The organism is Sphingomonas sp. CFBP9019 (genome assembly GCF_034045155.1).
GTDB lineage: Bacteria > Pseudomonadota > Alphaproteobacteria > Sphingomonadales > Sphingomonadaceae > Sphingomonas > Sphingomonas aerolata.
On record NZ_JAXCWK010000005.1, the window covers coordinates 238,958 to 256,460 of the forward strand.

Genomic DNA, 17,503 nt, shown 5'->3' on the forward strand with positions numbered 1-17,503 from the left:
AGACTTCCTCATATGCGATGATATGTTGTCTCCTAACGTCACCACTCCGCTATGGCAACGCGGCAGTCTGCAGTGGTGGCCAGGTGTACGAACGATCGACCTGAACCTGCAGGGCGGGACGCAAAACAAGAAGCATCGAGCTTTGCTGCCCGTCCTTCTGACGCTCGATCGCTGGCTATGGGCCGAATACGCGACCTCACGTAAATCAAATTGAGGGACCGCGCCGGCCGCGGCTGGCTGGTCAATTATCGCGGGCGAGCGGTGCAGAATGTCGACCGGGCCTGGGACACCATGCTTACGAAGCTCGGACTGCCGATGGGCCGCGAGTGGCGCTCGTACCTATTGCGCCACAGCCTCACGACGCTCGCGCGCAACCGCGGCGCTACGAAGTGGGATTTAGAAGGTTTCATGGGTCACAGCGACGGCCGTTCAGCCCCTCGCGTCGCGCAACGCATCCAATGTAGCCATCTTGACCGGGTCTTCAACTGCAAGAGCCTCTTCAAGATAGTAGCCATAAGATATGTTGCGCACCACCTCTTGCGCCTCGCCACTATATTCTTCCGCTATGATCGGAAACGCATTCACGAGCTCACGGAGAAATCCCTTGTCCATCTCTTGAAGATGGCTAGCTAAGGCTTCCATCATTTTCACGGCGGTATCAGGGTTAAGTTCCTCGTCGTCGGTCAGTTCGAGGAACACGGCATACTCCGCGATAATTTCTGCAACCTGCATAGCGATCATGGCTTCACAACCTTTACGTGAATGTTCGTGATGCTCATCTGCTTGAGCAGTTTCAGTGCCTTGGTTTTCTCGACAGGCGTAGGGACCTCCCACGTCCCGATCAGACGGTGTTGTACCAATACCTCCGACTGCCGCAAAATCTGGGCCCGCGAACGAGGCCTGTTTACGACAGCCCATTTTCGGTCGACCATAAAATCGCCCTGAATGCCGTCAAACTTCACCGGCCGCTTAGAACCGTTGGGCATCGTCCGCATCAACGTTGGCGCCTGACCGGCGCGCGCGCCGGGCGCCGAATCGTTATAGGGTTTCCATGCCTTTTTTGACGTGGTCGTCTCCTTGACCCAGCCGATTTGCGGCGGGTCAAAGGTTATACGCGGCCTCGCGATAGCGAGTCGGCGCAATGCGGCAGCCTTGGAGAGCGCCGCCCCCGGCGCTACCGCCAGCGCGACGTTCCCAGCAACCTTTCCTGCGGCGCGACCGATGTCCCGCGCCGAGGCGTTGGCAACGGCGCTTGCCGCGCGGGAGGCCTGGATATGGGCCGGGGTATCCTCAGCAGTGATTGCGGTGTCGATCATGGCCGCGATGCCACGGCCGGCGTTGCGAACAGTCGTTACCGGATTTGTTGTTAGCGCAGCATGGACTCCCGCCACGGTTCCTTCCCCAACATCATAAGTCCCTGACCGACGCCATCAACGAATTCGGCGACGGGGTTCGGCTGACCACCGGGCCGCGCTCCCGGGATCCGCGTGGACTGCACCTTGGCCGACCTGCGTTCTACCGATTTCGGGTCGTCGCCCGTGAGCGATCGGGCGCGGGGCGTTTCAGCCTTTGGCGGTTTTGCGGTCCGCGATGTATAACTATCCCCTAGGCTTGGAGCGCGACCGCTCCCAGAACGCGCACGATCGTTTCTGGCGCTCGTCGTATCGGTTTGGGTCGGTCCATCACGGCGCCCCGCGCCTGCAAATGTAAACCGGCCGTCCGCCGGATCATGCCATGGATTGATTTGAGTTCGAGACCGTCAGGACCTAGCGCCGATGGCACCATGCCCGTCCGTAGCCACCGTGAAAATGCGGTCCGCTTACGGATGCCTGATGTCTGGACCATGCCATCCCCCGCCTATTGCTGCGGTGAGAACATCTGAGCAACATTATCCTACGAGTCAGCGCGCAACGCGAGCAAATCTTGAAATTCGCCCTGCTCAACCGCGCTTCTGTAGTATGGTGCCGCTTACAGGACTCGAACCTGTGACCCCCGCATTACGAATGCGATGCTCTACCAGCTGAGCTAAAGCGGCCCGATGACGGATATCTCCGGTCGAGGGGGCGGCGCTTAACAGGGGAAATTTGCCGTGACAAGCGCTAACCCGCATTTACGTGCCGTTTACCAAGCAGCGTGCACAAGCAGCCGTAAGTGAACGGGGAAGTTTTCGGTATGGGCATGCGACGCGAGCCGGACGGCGAATACGGCGAGATCGACGAGGCCGGCACGGGGCTTCCCGGCGGGGCGACCGACGCGGGCGTCAACGACGTGATGTTCGATCTGGGCGGGGACGAACGCCGGATGCATGTCCGCGCCTATAACCACTGGGTGTCACTGCTGAGGGGACGCCCCTATCCGACGATCGCGGACCTCGATCCCGGCTCGATCGCCGATTTCGGCCCGCACAGCGTGCTGCTCGACTTCCGCACCGATCCGGGCACGGGTGCGGATCGGGATGCCGCAGCGGTGATGACGATCGACGATCCGCGAATCGCCTATCTCGGCGCCAAGCTGCGCGAGGAATGCGGACTGGTCGGGCCGATCACGTCGATCGCCGACGTGCCCAGCCGGTCGCTGCTGTCGCGGCTGACCGATCATTATCTGCAGATCATCGCGAATCGCGCGCCGATCGGGTTCGAGGCCGAATTCGTCAACAGCCGCGGGCGGACGACGCTGTACCGCGGCATCCTCATGCCATTCTCGTCGAGCGACGCGGGCATCGATTTCCTGTATGGCGTGATCAACTGGAAGGAACTCGCCGACGACCGGATGCAGGCCACGCTCGCCGCCGAGCTCGAGGCGGCGGTTCGCGCGGCGCCGGTGCCGTCCGCGTCCGGGCTCACCGCCTATGCCCGCCACGCGCCGATGATGCCGGGGCTCGGCGCGTCGCTGGCCTCGACCGGGCACGCGCCCGCCACCTCGCCGGGCGCGCCGATCTGGGCCGACGGGCCGAGTGCCGAATTCGCCGACCCCATAGCGGCGACCGGCCCGACCGATGGCCCGACACCCGACACGCTGGCGCATGTCGTGCTCCGGACCGATGCGGAGCCCGGCGCGATCGTCCTGCTCGTCGCCCGCGCGGGGGTGGATGGCGGGCTCGACATCATCGGCACGATCACCGACGACGCGGCCCTCACCGCGCAGGCGATGGCCGCGATCGGGTAGGCGAAAACCGTGTTCGCGCCGCGCCGTCGCGCATCCGAATGCTGCACCGCAACAGCGGTGTTCGCACCTGCCACAAGCCTTGAGGTCGTATGCTACCCGGCGCATAGGCGCGGTCATGGCTGATCTTTCCACGACGCTGACCGACGCGCTGGCCGCCCGGTTGACTGAACGCGCGCTTCCGGGCGAACTCAAGGACTTCGGCACGACGGAGGCGGCGCACGCCGCGGCTTTCGTCGTCGCCACGGCGCTTCGCCGCGACGATGGCGCGCCCGCCATCGCGCTCGAACCGATCAGCGCCGACGACACGCGCCGCCGCATGCGGCTGGCGATCGTCAACGACGACATGCCGTTCCTGGTCGATTCGATTTCCGCCGCGATCGCCGCGCAGGACATCGCGATCGATCGCATCATCCACCCGGTCGTTCACACGACGCGCAGCCCCGACGGCGTGCTCCAGGCGATCGGCGACACCGGCCCCGCCGAATCGATGATCTATCTCGAGATGGAGCGCGCGGATGCCCGCGATCGGCGCGGGCTGATCGAGGAACTGACCGGCGTGCTCGCCGATGTGCGCGCGGCGGTGAAGGACTGGCGCGCGATGCAGGGCGCGATGGCGACCGATATCGCGCTGCTCCACAGCGATGGCCCCGATGCGGAAGGCGCCGCGCTGCTGCGCTGGTTCCTCGACGGGCATCTGACGTTGCTCGGGCATCAGGTCTGGCACCGCGACGGCAGCGGCGGCGCCGCGCTCGGCATCGCGCGCAATCCGCATGCCGTGCCGATCCTGGCGGAGGCCTCACGCGCGCTCGCGATCCAGTGGTTCGAGGCGGGCAATCTCGCCCCCCTGCTGCTGAAGTCGAACCTGATCTCGACCGTCCACCGCGCCGTCCCGCTCGATCTGGTCGTGGTCCCGGTGATCGAGGGCGAGACGATCGCGGGACTGTCGATCTACAGCGGTCTGTGGACCAGCGCGGCGCTGGCGACGATGCCGCGCGACGTGCCGATCCTGCGCACGCGGCTCGCCGCGATGAAGGCGAAATTCGGCTTCGATCCGCGCGGCCATGCGGGCAAGGCGCTGACCCACGCATTCACCGCCCTGCCCCATGATCTGGTGATCGCGTTCGCGCCCGACGCGCTCGAGGAACTCGCACTGACCGCGATGAGCCTGGCCGACCGGCCGCGTCCCGCGCTGGTGCTGGTCGCATCGCCGCTCGGCCGCCATCTGTTCGGCTTCGTCTGGCTGCCGCGCGACGACGTCACGACCGGCCGCCGCGCCGCGATCGGCGAGATGCTCGCCGAGGCCGCGAATGCCACCGTGCTGAACTGGTCGATCGCGCTCGAGGACGGCGAGACCGCGATGCTGCGCTACACGCTCGACCTGCGCGGCGAAGGCCGCGTGCCCGACGTCGCGCCGCTCGCGCTCAGGCTGCAGCGGATGGTCCGCGGCTGGGTGTCCGACGTCGAGGCCGCGCTGGTCGAGACCTTGCCCTCGCCGCGCGCCGCCCGCCTCGCGCTGCGCTGGGCCGCCGCCTTCCCGCAAAACTATCGCAACCTCAGCAGCCCCGCCGAAGCGGCCGAGGACATCCAGCGGCTCGCCGCGCTCGACGGGCCGGGGTCGCGCGGGGTGCGCCTGATCTCCAGCGCGCCCGGCGAAGACCGCCAGCTCAAGATCTACAAGCTGGGCGGCGCGCTGCCGCTGTCCGATGCCGTGCCGGTGCTCGAGAATTTCGGTTTCCGCGTGATCGGCGAATTGCCGACCCGGCTGCAGGAGGACAGCGATCCCTTCGTGCACGACTTCGTGCTCGAGGCGAACGATGCGGTCGCGCAGGCCGACGCCGCGACGCTCGAGCGCGCGATCGCCGCGGTGCTCGAAGGCGCGGCGGAGAACGACGCGTTCAACCGGCTGATCGTCGAGGTCGGGATGAGCCCGCAGGCGGTCGTGCTGTTCCGCGCCTGGTTCCGCTATCTGCGCCAGGCGGGGCTGCCCTACGGCCTGACGACGGTGGTCGACGCGCTGCGCCGCGCGCCGAGAGTCGCGACCGCGCTGATCGCGCGCTTCGCCGCCGCGCATGATCCGGCCGATGCCGGGCATCCCGCCGATGCCGACGCGACGATCGAGGCCGGGCTCGACGCGGTGACCGCGATCGACGACGACCGCATCCTGCGCGCCTATCACAGCCTGGTCGGCGCGACGCTGCGCACCAACGCCTTCACGCCCGCCGCGGCCGAAGCGCTCGCGTTCAAGCTCGACAGCCACCTGATCCCCGGCCTCCCCGCGCCCGTGCCATGGCGCGAGATCTGGGTGTACAGCCCGCGGATCGAGGGCATCCATCTGCGCGCCGGCCCGGTCGCGCGCGGTGGCCTGCGCTGGTCCGACCGCCGCGACGATTTCCGCACCGAGATTCTCGGGCTGATGAAGGCGCAGCGCGTCAAGAACGCGGTGATCGTGCCGACCGGCGCGAAGGGCGGCTTTTATCCCAAACAGCTCCCCGCCCCGTCCAACCGCGACGCGTGGCTGGCGGAAGGGACCGAGAGCTACCGGATCTTCATCCGCACGCTGCTGTCGATCACCGACAACATCGTCGAGGGCAAGGTCGTCCATCCGGCGGGCGTCGCGATCCTCGACGGCGAGGATCCCTATTTCGTCGTCGCCGCGGACAAGGGCACCGCGACGTTCAGCGACGTCGCCAACGCGCTCGCGCTCGAGCGTGACTTCTGGCTGGGCGACGCGTTCGCGAGCGGCGGCTCGGTCGGCTATGATCACAAGGCTATGGGCATCACCGCCAAGGGCGCCTGGGTCTCGGTCCAGCGTCACTTCGCCGAGCGCGGCATCGACGTGCAGAGCGATTCGATCACCGTCGTCGGCTGCGGCGACATGTCGGGCGACGTGTTCGGCAACGGCATGCTGCTGTCGAAGTCGCTCAAGATCGTCGCGGCGTTCGACCATCGCCACATCTTCATCGATCCGAACCCCGATCCCGCCGCAAGCTGGGACGAGCGCGCGCGCATGTTCGCCCTCCCCCGGTCGAGCTGGGCGGATTACGACACCGCGCTGATCTCCGAAGGCGGCGGCGTCTATCCGCGCACCGCCAAGGTCATCCGTCTCTCGCCCGAGGCGCAGGCCGTGCTCGGCATCGCGGTCGACGAGATCGAACCCGGCGCGCTGATCTCCGCGATCCTGAAGGCGCCCGCGGACCTGCTCTGGTTCGGTGGCATCGGCACCTATGTGAAGGCGGCATCCGAGAACAACGTCCAGGTCGGCGATCCCGCCAACGACCGGCTTCGCGTGAACGCCGAGGATCTGCGCGTCACCGCGATCGGTGAAGGCGCCAATCTCGGTGTCACGCAGGCCGCGCGCATCGCGTTTTCCGAGCGCGGCGGGCGGATCAACACCGACTTCATCGACAATTCGGCGGGCGTCGACTGCTCGGATAACGAGGTCAACATCAAGATCGCGCTCAACCGCGAGATGATCGAGGGGCGCCTGGGCTATGAGGACCGCAACGCGCTGCTCGCCAGCATGACCGACGACGTCGCGCATCTCGTGCTCGAGGACAACCGGCTCCAGACGCTCGCGCTGTCGATCGCCGAAGGCGCGGGCGCGCTGGCGGGACCCGGCGGTCTTGGCGGTGCGACCGGCGGCGGCGGCGGGCCGGGCTCGATGCCCAGCTATGTCCGCGTCATCGAGATCTTCGAGGGCAGCGGACGGCTCGATCGCGCGGTCGAGGGGCTGGCCGCCAATGACGACCTGCTTCGCCGCGGGCTCGACGGCCATGGCCTGACGCGACCGGAACTCGCCGTGCTGCTCGCCACCGCGAAGCTCGCGCTGCAGGATTCGATCGAGCACGCCGGGCTCGGCGACGACCCCGCGCTCAAGCCCGATCTTCACGCCGCCTTCCCGGCCGCGATGCGCGAGCATTTCGCGCAGGCGATCGACGACCACCGGCTGCGCGGCCAGATCGTCGCGACCAAGCTTGCCAACCGCATCGTCAACCGGCTCGGCGTGCTCCACCCGTTCGAGCTGGCCGAGGAGGAAGGCGCGGCGATGGGCGATATCGCGGCGATGTTCGTCGTCGCCGAACGGCTGTTCGACCTGCCCTCGCTCTGGGCGGACATCGAATCACGACCGATGCCCGAAGCCGCACGCATCGCGCTGTTCGACGAAGTGGCGGTGGCGACGCGGTCGCAGATCGCGGATCTGCTGCGCGTGTCCGCGCCCGGCACGATGCCGGGTGCCGTGCTCGCGCGGCTCGCCAAGGGGATCACGCATCTCGATGGCCAGACCAAGGCGCTGCTGCTCGAGGAGGCGAGCGCGCAGAGCGACCGCATCGCCGCGCAGCTCGAAACCGCGGGTGCCCCGCACGACCTCGCGATCAAGGTGGTCCGGCTGTTCGAGCTCGACGGTGCGGTCGGGCTTGCCGATCTCGGCGAGCGCCTTGCGCTCGACGAGGCGGTGCTGACCCGCGCCTTCACGCATCTGGGACAGGCGCTCGGGCTCGACTGGGCACAGGCCAATGCCGCGCGGATCACGCCGTCGGATCCCTGGGAACGCCTGTTGATCGCCGGACTTGCCCGCGATTTCCAGCAGTTGCGGCTGGAGTTCCTCGCACGGTGCGGAGCCAAGGATCCGCAAGGCGCGGTCGACACGTGGCTGGCGAGCAATGCCACCCGCGTCGCGCAGTTCAAGGCGGTGATCGACCGCGCACGCCACGCCGCCGTCCCGAACGCCGCGATGCTCGCGCAGATCGCCAGCCAGGCGCGCGTCCTGCTCGGCCGATAGGCGCAAACCGAAGCCCTGCCCCGCCACATTCCCGGCGGGGCGGGAACCCATCGCGCGTCCGGCGGTTCGATGATGTCTTCCCGACAATCGCGTACGTCGCGGTTGAGTATTCACCCGCGCTTGGCCTAGAGCTACCGGGAACACGAGGCCAGCATGACCGATATCCCCAATACCCAACCCGACAGCCGCGAGACGACGATTCTCGACGCCCCCGACCGCATGGTGAAGGTGCGCGAGATGTTCGGGATCGATTCCGACATGGAGGTGCCCGCCTTCTCCGAGGCGGACGAGCGCGTCCCCGATCTCGACCCCGCCTATGTCTTCGACGCGGACACCACGCTCGCGGTCCTCGCGGGCTTTGCGCACAACCGCCGCGTGATGGTCCAGGGCTATCACGGCACCGGCAAGTCGACCCATATCGAACAGGTCGCGGCACGCCTGAAATGGCCGTGCATCCGCATCAATCTCGATGCGCATATCAGCCGCATCGACCTGATCGGCCGCGACGCGATCGTCCTGAAGGACGGCCAGCAGATCACCGAGTTCCGCGAAGGCCTGCTCCCCTGGGCGCTGCAGACCCCGACCGCGCTCGTGTTCGACGAATATGACGCAGGGCGTCCCGACGTGATGTTCGTGATCCAGCGCGTGCTCGAGACCGAGGGCAAGCTGACGCTGCTCGACCAGAACCGCGTGATCCGCCCGAACCCCTGGTTCCGCCTGTTCGCGACCGCCAACACGGTCGGCCTCGGCGACACCAGCGGGCTGTATCACGGCACGCAGCAGATCAACCAGGGTCAGATGGACCGCTGGAACATCGTCGTCACGCTCAACTACCTCCCCGCCAAGGTCGAGGCGCAGATCGTGCTCGCGAAATCGGGTGAATATGACAAGCCCGACGGCAAGAAGGTCGTCGAGAACATGGTCCGCGTCGCCGACATGACCCGCAAGGGCTTCGTCAACGGCGACATCTCGACCGTGATGAGCCCGCGTACCGTGATCACCTGGGCGCAGAACGCGCTGATCTTCGGTGACGTCGGCTTCGCGTTCCGCCTGTCGTTCCTCAACAAGTGCGACGAAGCAGAGCGGTCGCTGGTCGCGGAATATTACCAGCGCGTGTTCGGCAAGGACCTGCCCGAGAGCGTGATGGGCAAGGCCTGAGGCCTTGGCGAACGAAACGCCCCTCGACCGGTTCAAGGCGGTTCTCGCCGGCACCGCGCGTGCGATCGCGGAGGAGCCTGAGGTCGAGCTCGCCTTCACCGCGGACGCGCCGGCGCAGTCGGGCAAGCACATCAAGGTGCCGATGCCCGCGCGCGCGCTGCCGCCCGAACAGGTCGCGGAAGCGCGCGGGTTCGCCGATGGATTCGCGCTCCAGCTGAAGCATCACGACATCGCGCTGCACAACCGTGCCGCGCCGGTCGAGGCGGTCGCGCGTGCGGTGTTCGACGCGGTCGAGACCGCGCGCGTCGAGGCGCTGGGGTCGCGCGGCTATGCCGGGATCAGCGACAACCTCGCCATGGCGCTCGACGTCCGGCTGCGCGCCGACCCGATCACGCGCGCGCGCAACCGCGACGAGGTGCCGTTGTCGACCGCGCTCGGGCTGATGGTGCGCGAGCGGCTCACCGGGCAGGAATCGCCCGCGGTTGCTGCACCCGGTCTCGCGCTGGTGCGTGAGTGGATCGAGCAGAAGACCGATCTCGACGCGCTGGCCTATGCGATCGACGACCAGAAGACGTTCCAGGGCCTGGCGCGCAAGATGCTCGCCGAGCTCGAGCTCGTCCAGGCGGACCAGGTCCCCGAGGAGAGCGAAGAGGGCGGCTCCGAGGATGAGGGCACCGACGAGCAGCAGCAGGACGAGGGCGACGAAGGCGACGACCAGGGCGAGGACGGCCAGGGCGAAGTCGAGGCGCGCGGCGAACAGTCCGAGCAGCAGAACGAGGAAAGCGACGGCCAGGAGCAGAGTGACGAGTCGATGGACGACATCGACGGCGAGCCCGGCGATGACGGCGAGGAGGGCATGCAGCCCGTCCGCCCTAACCGCCCGATGGCGGACATGGGCACTGCGTTCGACTACAAGCCATGGACGACGCAGTTCGACGAGGTGATCGCCGCGACCGAGCTGTGCGATGCCGAGGAACTGGCACGACTGCGCGGCTATCTCGACCAGCAGCTTGTCCATCTCCAGTCCGCCGTGTCGAAGCTCGCCAACCGGCTGCAGCGCCGGCTGATGGCGCAGCAGTCGCGCTCGTGGGATTTCGACCAGGAGGAGGGCATTCTCGACGCTGCGCGGCTCGCCCGCGTCATCGTCAACCCGACGCTGTCGCTCAGCTACAAGGCCGAGCGCGAGACCGATTTCCGCGACACCGTCGTCACGTTGCTGATCGACAATTCGGGGTCGATGCGCGGACGTCCGATCTCGATCGCGGCGATCAGCGCGGACATCCTCGCGCGTACGCTCGAACGCTGCGGCGTGAAGACCGAGATCCTCGGCTTCACCACGCGCGCCTGGAAGGGCGGCCAGTCGCGTGAGACGTGGCTCGCCGCCGGCCGCCCGCCCCAGCCTGGCCGGCTCAACGACATCCGTCACATCGTCTACAAGCGTGCCGACGAGCCATGGCGGCGCGCACGCAACTCGCTCGGGCTGATGATGCGCGAGGGGTTGCTGAAGGAGAATATCGACGGCGAGGCGCTGATGTGGGCGCATGCCCGGCTCGTCGCGCGGCCCGAGGAACGCCGCATCCTGATGGTGATCAGCGACGGTGCGCCGGTCGACGATTCGACGCTCAGCGTGAATTCGGGATCCTATCTCGAACGCCATCTGCGTCAGGTGATCGGCTGGATCGAGACCAGGTCGCCGGTCGAGCTCGTCGCGATCGGCATCGGCCACGACGTGACGCGCTATTATGCGCGCGCGGTGACGATCATGGACGTCGAACAGCTCGGCGGGACGATCATCGAACAGCTCGCATCGCTCTTCGACACCGAGTGACGGCCATTCGGCCACCGCGCGCGTGATCGCCCCCCCGCGCGGCGGGTTTGCAGGCCCCGTGAAGCGGTCGATCACGATCGCCGGTCACCAGACGTCGATCAGCCTCGAACCGATCTTCTGGCAGGCGCTCGAGCGGGAGGCGGTTCGGCTCGGCCTGCCCTTGTCCGCGCTGGTCGCAGAGATCGACGCGCTGCGCATCGTCGCGGACGCACCCCCGAACCTCGCCAGCGCCTTGCGGAGCTGGCTGTTCGCCTCGTCGACTTGAGAACCAGTCGCATTAGCATTGACAGTGCGAACGACTCTCAATAGCGATACTCCAAGAGCAAAAGGGGTTTCACTATGTCGACTGTTTCGCCGCGGGGCGTCGCGCCGCGTCCTGCCACGATGCCCGCCTTCCTGGCCCTGTCCTGCATCGGTGCCTTCACGACCGCGCCGGCGCTCGCCGCCGATGCCGACCGGACGACGGCGACGCCCAAGGCCACCCCGACGGACACGGCCGACGTGCAGCACCGTGACGAGATCCTGGTCAACGGCCACCGCGAACGCGATGCCGGCCCGAAACAGGTCGCGCCGCTGGTCGATACCCCGCGCTCGGTCATCGTCCTGCCCAAGGAGGTGATCGAGCAGACTGGATCGAACAGCCTCGCGGATGCGCTGCGCACCGTGCCCGGCATCACCTTCGGCGCCGCGGAGGGCGGCAATCCGATCGGCGACCGCCCCTTCATCCGCGGGTTCGACAGCCAGGGCAGCATCTTCGTCGACGGTGTCCGCGACCTCGCCTCGCAGACGCGCGAGGTGTTCGCGGTCGAATCGGTCCAGATCGTCCGCGGGTCCGATTCGACGCTCGGCGGCCGCGGCTCGGCGGGCGGCACGATCAACATTCTGTCACGGCTGCCCGTGCTCGACACGTTCGGATCGCTCAGCGGCAGCTATGGCGAGGCGGACTATAAGCGGGTCACCGGCGACGTGAACCTCAAGATCTCCGACACCGCGGCGTTCCGGATCCAGGGCATGTGGCACGACCAGGACGTCGCGGGCCGCGATGCGATCTGGCAGAAGCGCTGGGGCGTGGCGCCCTCCGTCGCGATCGGGCTCGGCACGCCGACCCGGCTGACCGCGAGCTTCTATCACATGGAAAGCAGCGAACTGCCCGACAGCGGCATCCCCTATCTCTACACGATCAACAATCACCCCGGCACCGGCAGCGTCACGACACGGCCCGCGCTCGGGACCGTGACGACCGCGGGCGGCCAGACCGGCTTTGTCTCCCGGAAAAACTTCTACGGGCTGGCGGCGCGCGACTTCCGCGACGCCGACACCAACCAGGCGACGATCCGCGTCGAGCATGATTTCGGCGGCATCACGCTGCGCAACACCGCACGCTACACGCACAGCACGCAAAGCTTCATCTTCACCCTCCCCGACGACAGCCAGGGCAATGTCTATGGCACCACCGCGACCAATACGGGCGCGAACGTGACCAATGGCGGCTATGTCTGGACGCGCGGCAACACGCGCTACGGCTATAGCGAGAGCATCGTCGACCAGACCGACCTGTACGGCAAATTCAATACCGGCGGCATCGAGCACAGCTTCTCGCTCGGCACCGAGCTTTCATGGGAAAAGACGCGGCGCGGCACGTTCGTGTCGGCGAACGGCTCGACGATCTCGCCACGCTGCAACACGGCGACGATCGCGCGCTCCTATTGCGTCAGCCTGTTCGATCCGGATCCCTATGCGCCCTGGGTCAATTACGCGAGCGACACGTCGACGACGCAGACTCCGATCGCACGGGGCGCGCTGTCCACCGAAACGCAGAACGACGCCAATACCAAGGCGGTCTACGCGTTCGATTCGATCACGCTGATCCCGGCGCTGATCCTGAACCTGGGTGCGCGTTACGACCGGTTCGAATCGACGATCACGCTGCCGGGCGCAACGCAGACGAAGCTCACGCGCGTCGACAACCTCTTCAACTGGCAGGCAGGGCTCGTCTTCAAGCCGACGCCCGAGACCAGCCTCTATGCGAGCTACGCGACCGCCGCGACGCCGCCGAACAGCCTGCTCGGCGAAGGCCGCGAGGATAACGCGATCACCGTCGCAGTGCTCGGGCTGTTGAAGCCGCAAAAGACCAAGTCCTACGAGGTCGGCGCCAAGGCGAGCCTGTTCGCCGAGAAGCTGCAGATCGGCGCGGCGGTGTTCCAGACGGAGATTTCCAACGCGCGCGTGCTCGACGACACGAACACCGCATCGTTCATCGGCGAGACGCGGATCCGCGGGTTCGAGTTCAACGTCAGCGGGACGATCCTCCCCGGCTGGACGGTGTTCGGCGGGTTCACGCATCTCGATCCGAAGATCATCGACGGTGGCTTCACGACGCTGACCGCCCCCGCGATCACGACCACCGCGAACGGGGTGACGACCGTCGTCCAGCCTGCGCGGACCACCGGCGTCGTGTCGGTCAACACCGGCAAGCAGGTACCGCAGACCGCGAAGAACAGCTTCACCGCGACGACCAATATCGACGTGACGCGCCGGCTGCAGATCGGTGGCACGGCACTGTACATGGACGAACAGATCGGCGGCTATGCCGACAATCGCGCCGCGCGACAGACTGCGGCGGGCGTCGTCACGGTAACCCCCGCGACCAAGGTCCTCACCCGCAGCACGCCCGGTTACTGGCGGTTCGATGCGCGGGCCAGCTACAAGCTGACCGACATGATCGACCTCAGCGTCAACGCGCAGAACCTGACCAACAAGACCTATTTCTCGCAGACCTATGCCAGCCACTATGCCACGCTCGCCGCGGGCCGTACGGTGTTCGGCACGGTCAACCTGCGGTTCTGAGGGCCAGCGTGACGGCGCTAGACACACTTTCGCCCGACGCCATCGCCGCGCGCCTCTCCGGCACTCCGGAGGACCGCGCGGCGTTCGTGCGCGAGGCGGCGGACGCCGGCGTGGCGGAGGCACAGGCGGTCTACGGGCAGATGCTGCTCGACGGGACCGGCGTCGCGGCCGATCCGGCTGCCGCCCTGGCCTGGTTCGTCAAGGCGGCGGCGCAGCATCACGTGATGGCGCTCAACATGGTCGGGCGCTGCTACGATCTCGGCTGGGGCACGCCGGTCGACAAGGCGCGTGCGGCCGAATGCTACCGGGTCGCGGCTGCGCGCGGGCTCGACTGGGCGATGTACAATTACGCGACGCTGCTGGCGCTGGGTGACGGCGTGCCCGAGGACAGGCCGGCCGCGCTCGCCCTGCTGGAGAAGGTTGCCGCGATGAACACAGGGCTTGCAAGCGCGAAAGCGATCAACTTCGTCGGCAGCTTTGCCGAGGATGGCTGGGCCTGCCCCCGCGACCTCGCGCGTGCCGCGGCCTGCTATGCCAGTGCGGCAGAGGGCGGCGATTTCCGCGGCTGTTTCAACCATGCGCGGATGCTCGGTGCGGCGGGCGAGATCGACGCCGCGCTCGGCTGGCTCGAACAGGCCGGCGCGCGGGGCAACGCCGCGTTCGTGACGAAGGCGCAGGCGTTTCTCGCGGCCAGCGACATCGCGGCGTTCCGCACGCGCGGCGTCGCGGCGTTGCGGGAGGGCACGCAGTGCTGATCGCGATTCCAGACGTGCTCGATCCCGCCGGCGTCGCGCGGGTCCGTACGTTGATCGACGCGGCCGAGTGGGTCGACGGCAACGCGACCTCGGGCGTGCAAAGCGCGCTCGCCAAGCGCAACGAGCAATTGCCCGAGGAGTCGGCCGCGGCGAAGGACGCCGGCGGCATGATCCTCGACGCGCTGGGGCAGTCGGCGCTGTTCATCGCCGCCGCACTGCCGCTGAAGGTCTTCCCGCCGCTGTTCAACCGCTATGCCGGCGGGCAGGATTTCGGGCTGCACGTCGACACCGCGATCCGTATCCGCCGCGGCAGCGATTTCCGGATCCGCAGCGACCTGTCGGCAACGCTCTTTCTCGAGGACCCCGCCGACTATGACGGCGGCGAACTGGTGATCGAGGATCAGTTCGGGCCGCAATCGGTCAAGCTGCCCGTCGGGCACATGGTCGTCTATCCCGCCTCCAGCCTGCACCGGGTGACGCCGGTGACGCGCGGCGTGCGGACCGCGTCGTTCTTCTGGCTTCAGTCGATGGTCCGCGACGACGGCGCGCGCCGGATCCTGTTCGATCTCGACCAGGGCGTGCAGGCGGTCGCCGCGGCGCAAGGGATGGGCGACCCGGCGACGATCCGGCTGACCGGCGTCTATCACAATCTGCTCCGTCGCTGGGCCGATGCGTGACCACGCCCTGCCGATCCGGCCCCTCGTCGCGCTGCTCGCGATCGCGGGGCTCACCAGCCAGTCGAGCGCGCAGGCTAACGCCGCGTTTGCCGGAATACCGGACGTGACGATCGACTATTACCCGGTCGATGGCGGCGATGCGATGGCGGTCCGCCGGGCGATCGACGCCGCCCGACCGACCGATGCGCATGACGGCCGCCGGGTCGATGCGCTGAGCAGCTGGGACCTGCGCTGGTCCTGGCCGCGAACCAGACACGGCGGCTGCGATCTTGCGGCGACGACGATCCGATACAAGGCAACGGTGCGCATGCCGCAACTCGCCGCGACCGCCCGGCTGACCGCCGCCGAGCGCGCCGATTGGGACCGCTACGTCGCGGCGCTCGCCCGGCACGAAGCGGGGCATGTCCGCTACACCTATCGCCACCGCGGCGACATCCTGGCCACGATCAGGCGGGCGACCTGCCGGACCGCGGACGCCGCCGCACGGGCAGCGCTGGCCCGGCTCGACGCCTATCAGATCGCCTATGACCGCGAGACGGAGCATGGCACCAAGGACGGGGCAAGCTTCCCCGCCTCCTGACCCGTCAGGCGAACGCCGCGGCACCCTTCAGATGCTGATAGGCGGCGATGACCTTCTGCAACTCCGATTCATGCGCCCGGTCCCCGCCGTTGCGATCGGGATGATAGCGCCGCACCAGCTCGCTATAGCGTTTGCGCAGCGCGGTGCGGTCGGTGTCGGTCCCCAGCCCCAGCACGCGCAGCGACCGCCGCTCGCCATCGGACAGCACGCGACCATCCTTGCGCGCAGCCGCCATCCGCTCGCCGAACCGCGCGCCGATCGCGTCGATTGGGTCAGCAAAGTCTGCCCATTTGGGCGGCGTGTCGCCGCCGCCATGCGCAAAGGCCCGCGTCTCGCGTTCCCATCCCGCCATCGGCCGCTGCGCATGGTGGATCTCGTCCGCGGTCATCCCGTCGAAATAATTATAGCCTGCGTTGAACGCGCGGACATGCTCGAGGCAGAACCAGCGGAATTGCGGCGGCCCGCCATCGCTCGGCCCCTCGAGCGGCGGCGCGCGGAATTCGCCGGGTTCGGCACAGCCCGGCCACATGCACACACGCCCGCTGCCCTCCACGCGCCCGTGGAAACGGGGGCTGGGCCGGTCCTTGCGCTCTTTTCTCGCGTCTTGCGTCACCGGCTCCCCGTCTATCCAAAACGGGCTATATAGGTCGGATGACAGACCTCGCCACCGGCTCCGTACAGGACCAGATCACCGCGCGCCTCACCGCCGCGCTCGCCCCGACCCATCTGACCGTCGTCAACGAGAGCGCGCTGCATGCCGGACATATGGGGGACGACGGCACCGGCGAGACGCATTTTCGTGTCGAGGTGGAAGCACCGGCGTTCCAAGGGCTTAACCGCGTCGCCCGGCAGCGCCTCGTGAACCACGCGCTCGCCGAACTGCTCAGCACGCAGATCCACGCGCTCGCGATCAAGGCGCGCGCGCCTGGAGAGGCATGATGGCCTATACGCTCTGGTACTGGCCCGGCCTTCAGGGCCGCGGCGAATTCGTCCGGCTCGCGCTCGAGGGCGGCGAGATCCCCTATACGGATGCGGCGCACGATCGCGGCGCCGAGGCGCTGATGGCCGATCTGAACGACCGCACCGGCCGCACGCCCTTCGCCCCGCCCTATCTCGAACTCAATGGTCTGGTGATCGCACAGGTCGCCAACATCCTGATGTATCTGGGCGAACGCCACGACCTCGCGCCGTCGAACATGGCCGATCGGCTGTGGCTCAACCAGCTGCAGCTGACGATCGCCGATCTCGTCGCGGAGGTCCACAACGTCCACCACCCGGTCGCGATGATGGACTATTACGCCGACCAGAAGCCCGAGGCCGCGCGCGCCGCGAAGCAGTTCCGTGACGAGCGGCTCCCAAAATTCCTCGGTCACTTCGACGATGCGGCACAGGCCAATCCGGGCGAATGGCTGATCGACCATCGCTGGACCTATGCCGACACCTCGCTGTTCCAGATCGTCGAGGGGCTTCGTTACATGTTTCCGCAGCGGATGCGCACGCTCGAACCCGACTATCCCAACCTGATCCGCATCCGCGACCAGGTCGCCGAAATTCCCGCGATCAGGGCCTATCTGAACAGCGACCGGCGGATCGCGTTCAACACCGACGGCATCTTCCGCCACTATCCCGAACTCGACGCCGCATGAGCCTTGGTCGCTTCCCGACATCCAACACCTCCCCGGCGAAGGCCGGGGTCCAGTTGGGGGACAGGCA

The 17,503-nt window shown here is 67.5% G+C and carries 13 protein-coding genes, 1 tRNA gene and 1 pseudogene; 11 read left to right on the top strand and 4 right to left on the bottom strand.

The genetic code is table 11. The features are described 5' to 3' along the window. Positions 1-429: 429 nt before the first annotated feature. The 3 genes from SOM18_RS16165 to SOM18_RS16175 all read right to left on the bottom strand — a co-directional run bounded on the left by SOM18_RS16165 (position 430) and on the right by SOM18_RS16175 (position 2,035). The gene (locus tag SOM18_RS16165; protein WP_031440215.1) at positions 430-741 is read right to left on the bottom strand and encodes a hypothetical protein; all 312 of its coding nucleotides are present in this window, start codon (positions 739-741) and stop codon (positions 430-432) included. After that, positions 738-1,316, bottom strand: a complete 579-nt coding sequence (locus tag SOM18_RS16170) for a hypothetical protein (RefSeq protein WP_031440214.1) — start codon at positions 1,314-1,316, stop codon at positions 738-740. The genes SOM18_RS16165 and SOM18_RS16170 overlap by 4 nt, the downstream gene beginning before the upstream one ends. A 643-nt stretch (positions 1,317-1,959) precedes the next feature. Continuing rightward, a tRNA-Thr gene (locus SOM18_RS16175) sits at positions 1,960-2,035 on the bottom strand. 143 nt (positions 2,036-2,178) lie between these two features. Between SOM18_RS16175 and SOM18_RS16180 the strand changes: the two are divergent. The 9 genes and pseudogenes from SOM18_RS16180 to SOM18_RS16220 form a co-directional block, all read left to right on the top strand. Next, positions 2,179-2,988, top strand: a pseudogene (locus SOM18_RS16180) (PAS domain-containing protein); the annotation flags it as partial. A 292-nt stretch (positions 2,989-3,280) separates the two neighbouring features. Continuing rightward, positions 3,281-7,945 carry an NAD-glutamate dehydrogenase domain-containing protein gene (locus SOM18_RS16185; RefSeq protein WP_320481980.1) on the top strand — a complete coding sequence of 1,555 codons (4,665 nt, stop codon included), beginning with the start codon at positions 3,281-3,283 and terminating at the stop codon, positions 7,943-7,945. 153 nt (positions 7,946-8,098) lie between these two features. Next, positions 8,099-9,103, top strand: coding sequence for a cobaltochelatase subunit CobS (cobS, locus tag SOM18_RS16190; RefSeq protein ID WP_031393922.1), 1,005 nt, complete (start codon positions 8,099-8,101; stop codon positions 9,101-9,103). A gap of 4 nt (positions 9,104-9,107) precedes the next feature. Then, on the top strand, positions 9,108-10,931 hold the full coding sequence (gene cobT / locus SOM18_RS16195; protein ID WP_031393923.1) for a cobaltochelatase subunit CobT: 1,824 nt from the start codon (positions 9,108-9,110) through the stop codon (positions 10,929-10,931). Between the two features lie 22 nt (positions 10,932-10,953). Beyond that, complete coding sequence (locus SOM18_RS16200; protein WP_031441063.1) at positions 10,954-11,196, top strand: ribbon-helix-helix domain-containing protein; 243 nt, start codon at positions 10,954-10,956, stop codon at positions 11,194-11,196. Between the two features lie 74 nt (positions 11,197-11,270). Continuing rightward, positions 11,271-13,778, top strand: coding sequence for a TonB-dependent receptor (locus SOM18_RS16205; RefSeq protein WP_320481981.1), 2,508 nt, complete (start codon positions 11,271-11,273; stop codon positions 13,776-13,778). Positions 13,779-13,786: 8 nt separating this feature from the next. Further along, positions 13,787-14,533 carry a tetratricopeptide repeat protein gene (locus SOM18_RS16210; RefSeq protein WP_042467318.1) on the top strand — a complete coding sequence of 249 codons (747 nt, stop codon included), beginning with the start codon at positions 13,787-13,789 and terminating at the stop codon, positions 14,531-14,533. After that, positions 14,527-15,210: a Fe2+-dependent dioxygenase gene (locus SOM18_RS16215; RefSeq protein WP_320481982.1), complete on the top strand. Its 684-nt coding sequence runs from the start codon at positions 14,527-14,529 to the stop codon at positions 15,208-15,210. Before SOM18_RS16210 ends, SOM18_RS16215 begins: the two co-directional genes overlap by 7 nt. After that, on the top strand, positions 15,203-15,790 hold the full coding sequence (locus SOM18_RS16220; RefSeq protein WP_031441068.1) for a DUF922 domain-containing protein: 588 nt from the start codon (positions 15,203-15,205) through the stop codon (positions 15,788-15,790). Before SOM18_RS16215 ends, SOM18_RS16220 begins: the two co-directional genes overlap by 8 nt. Before the next feature lie 4 nt (positions 15,791-15,794). Here SOM18_RS16220 and SOM18_RS16225 read toward each other — a convergent pair whose 3' ends face one another. Further along, a complete protein-coding gene (locus SOM18_RS16225; protein ID WP_081877806.1) occupies positions 15,795-16,319 on the bottom strand; it encodes a J domain-containing protein in 525 nt (174 codons plus the stop codon). A gap of 122 nt (positions 16,320-16,441) precedes the next feature. Here SOM18_RS16225 and SOM18_RS16230 point away from each other — a divergent pair, with 122 nt between their 5' ends. Both SOM18_RS16230 and SOM18_RS16235 read left to right on the top strand, forming a co-directional pair. Beyond that, positions 16,442-16,729 carry a BolA family protein gene (locus SOM18_RS16230; RefSeq protein WP_031396501.1) on the top strand — a complete coding sequence of 96 codons (288 nt, stop codon included), beginning with the start codon at positions 16,442-16,444 and terminating at the stop codon, positions 16,727-16,729. Beyond that, positions 16,729-17,436 (top strand): glutathione S-transferase, encoded by a 708-nt coding sequence (locus tag SOM18_RS16235; protein ID WP_031441070.1) that lies wholly within the window; start codon positions 16,729-16,731, stop codon positions 17,434-17,436. The genes SOM18_RS16230 and SOM18_RS16235 overlap by 1 nt, the downstream gene beginning before the upstream one ends. Positions 17,437-17,503 lie beyond the last annotated feature (67 nt).

What these genes read in the sequence shown, in the direction of transcription:
- SOM18_RS16165 (WP_031440215.1), bottom strand. Translation starts at nt 741, where the DNA reads ATGATCGCTATGCAGGTTGCAGAAATTATCGCGGAGTATGCCGTGTTC.
- SOM18_RS16170 (WP_031440214.1), bottom strand. Translation starts at nt 1,316, where the DNA reads ATGATCGACACCGCAATCACTGCTGAGGATACCCCGGCCCATATCCAG.
- SOM18_RS16185 (WP_320481980.1), top strand. Translation starts at nt 3,281, where the DNA reads ATGGCTGATCTTTCCACGACGCTGACCGACGCGCTGGCCGCCCGGTTG.
- cobS (WP_031393922.1), top strand. Translation starts at nt 8,099, where the DNA reads ATGACCGATATCCCCAATACCCAACCCGACAGCCGCGAGACGACGATT.
- SOM18_RS16205 (WP_320481981.1), top strand. Translation starts at nt 11,271, where the DNA reads ATGTCGACTGTTTCGCCGCGGGGCGTCGCGCCGCGTCCTGCCACGATG.
- SOM18_RS16220 (WP_031441068.1), top strand. Translation starts at nt 15,203, where the DNA reads ATGCGTGACCACGCCCTGCCGATCCGGCCCCTCGTCGCGCTGCTCGCG.
- SOM18_RS16225 (WP_081877806.1), bottom strand. Translation starts at nt 16,319, where the DNA reads ATGTGGCCGGGCTGTGCCGAACCCGGCGAATTCCGCGCGCCGCCGCTC.
- SOM18_RS16230 (WP_031396501.1), top strand. Translation starts at nt 16,442, where the DNA reads ATGACAGACCTCGCCACCGGCTCCGTACAGGACCAGATCACCGCGCGC.
- SOM18_RS16235 (WP_031441070.1), top strand. Translation starts at nt 16,729, where the DNA reads ATGGCCTATACGCTCTGGTACTGGCCCGGCCTTCAGGGCCGCGGCGAA.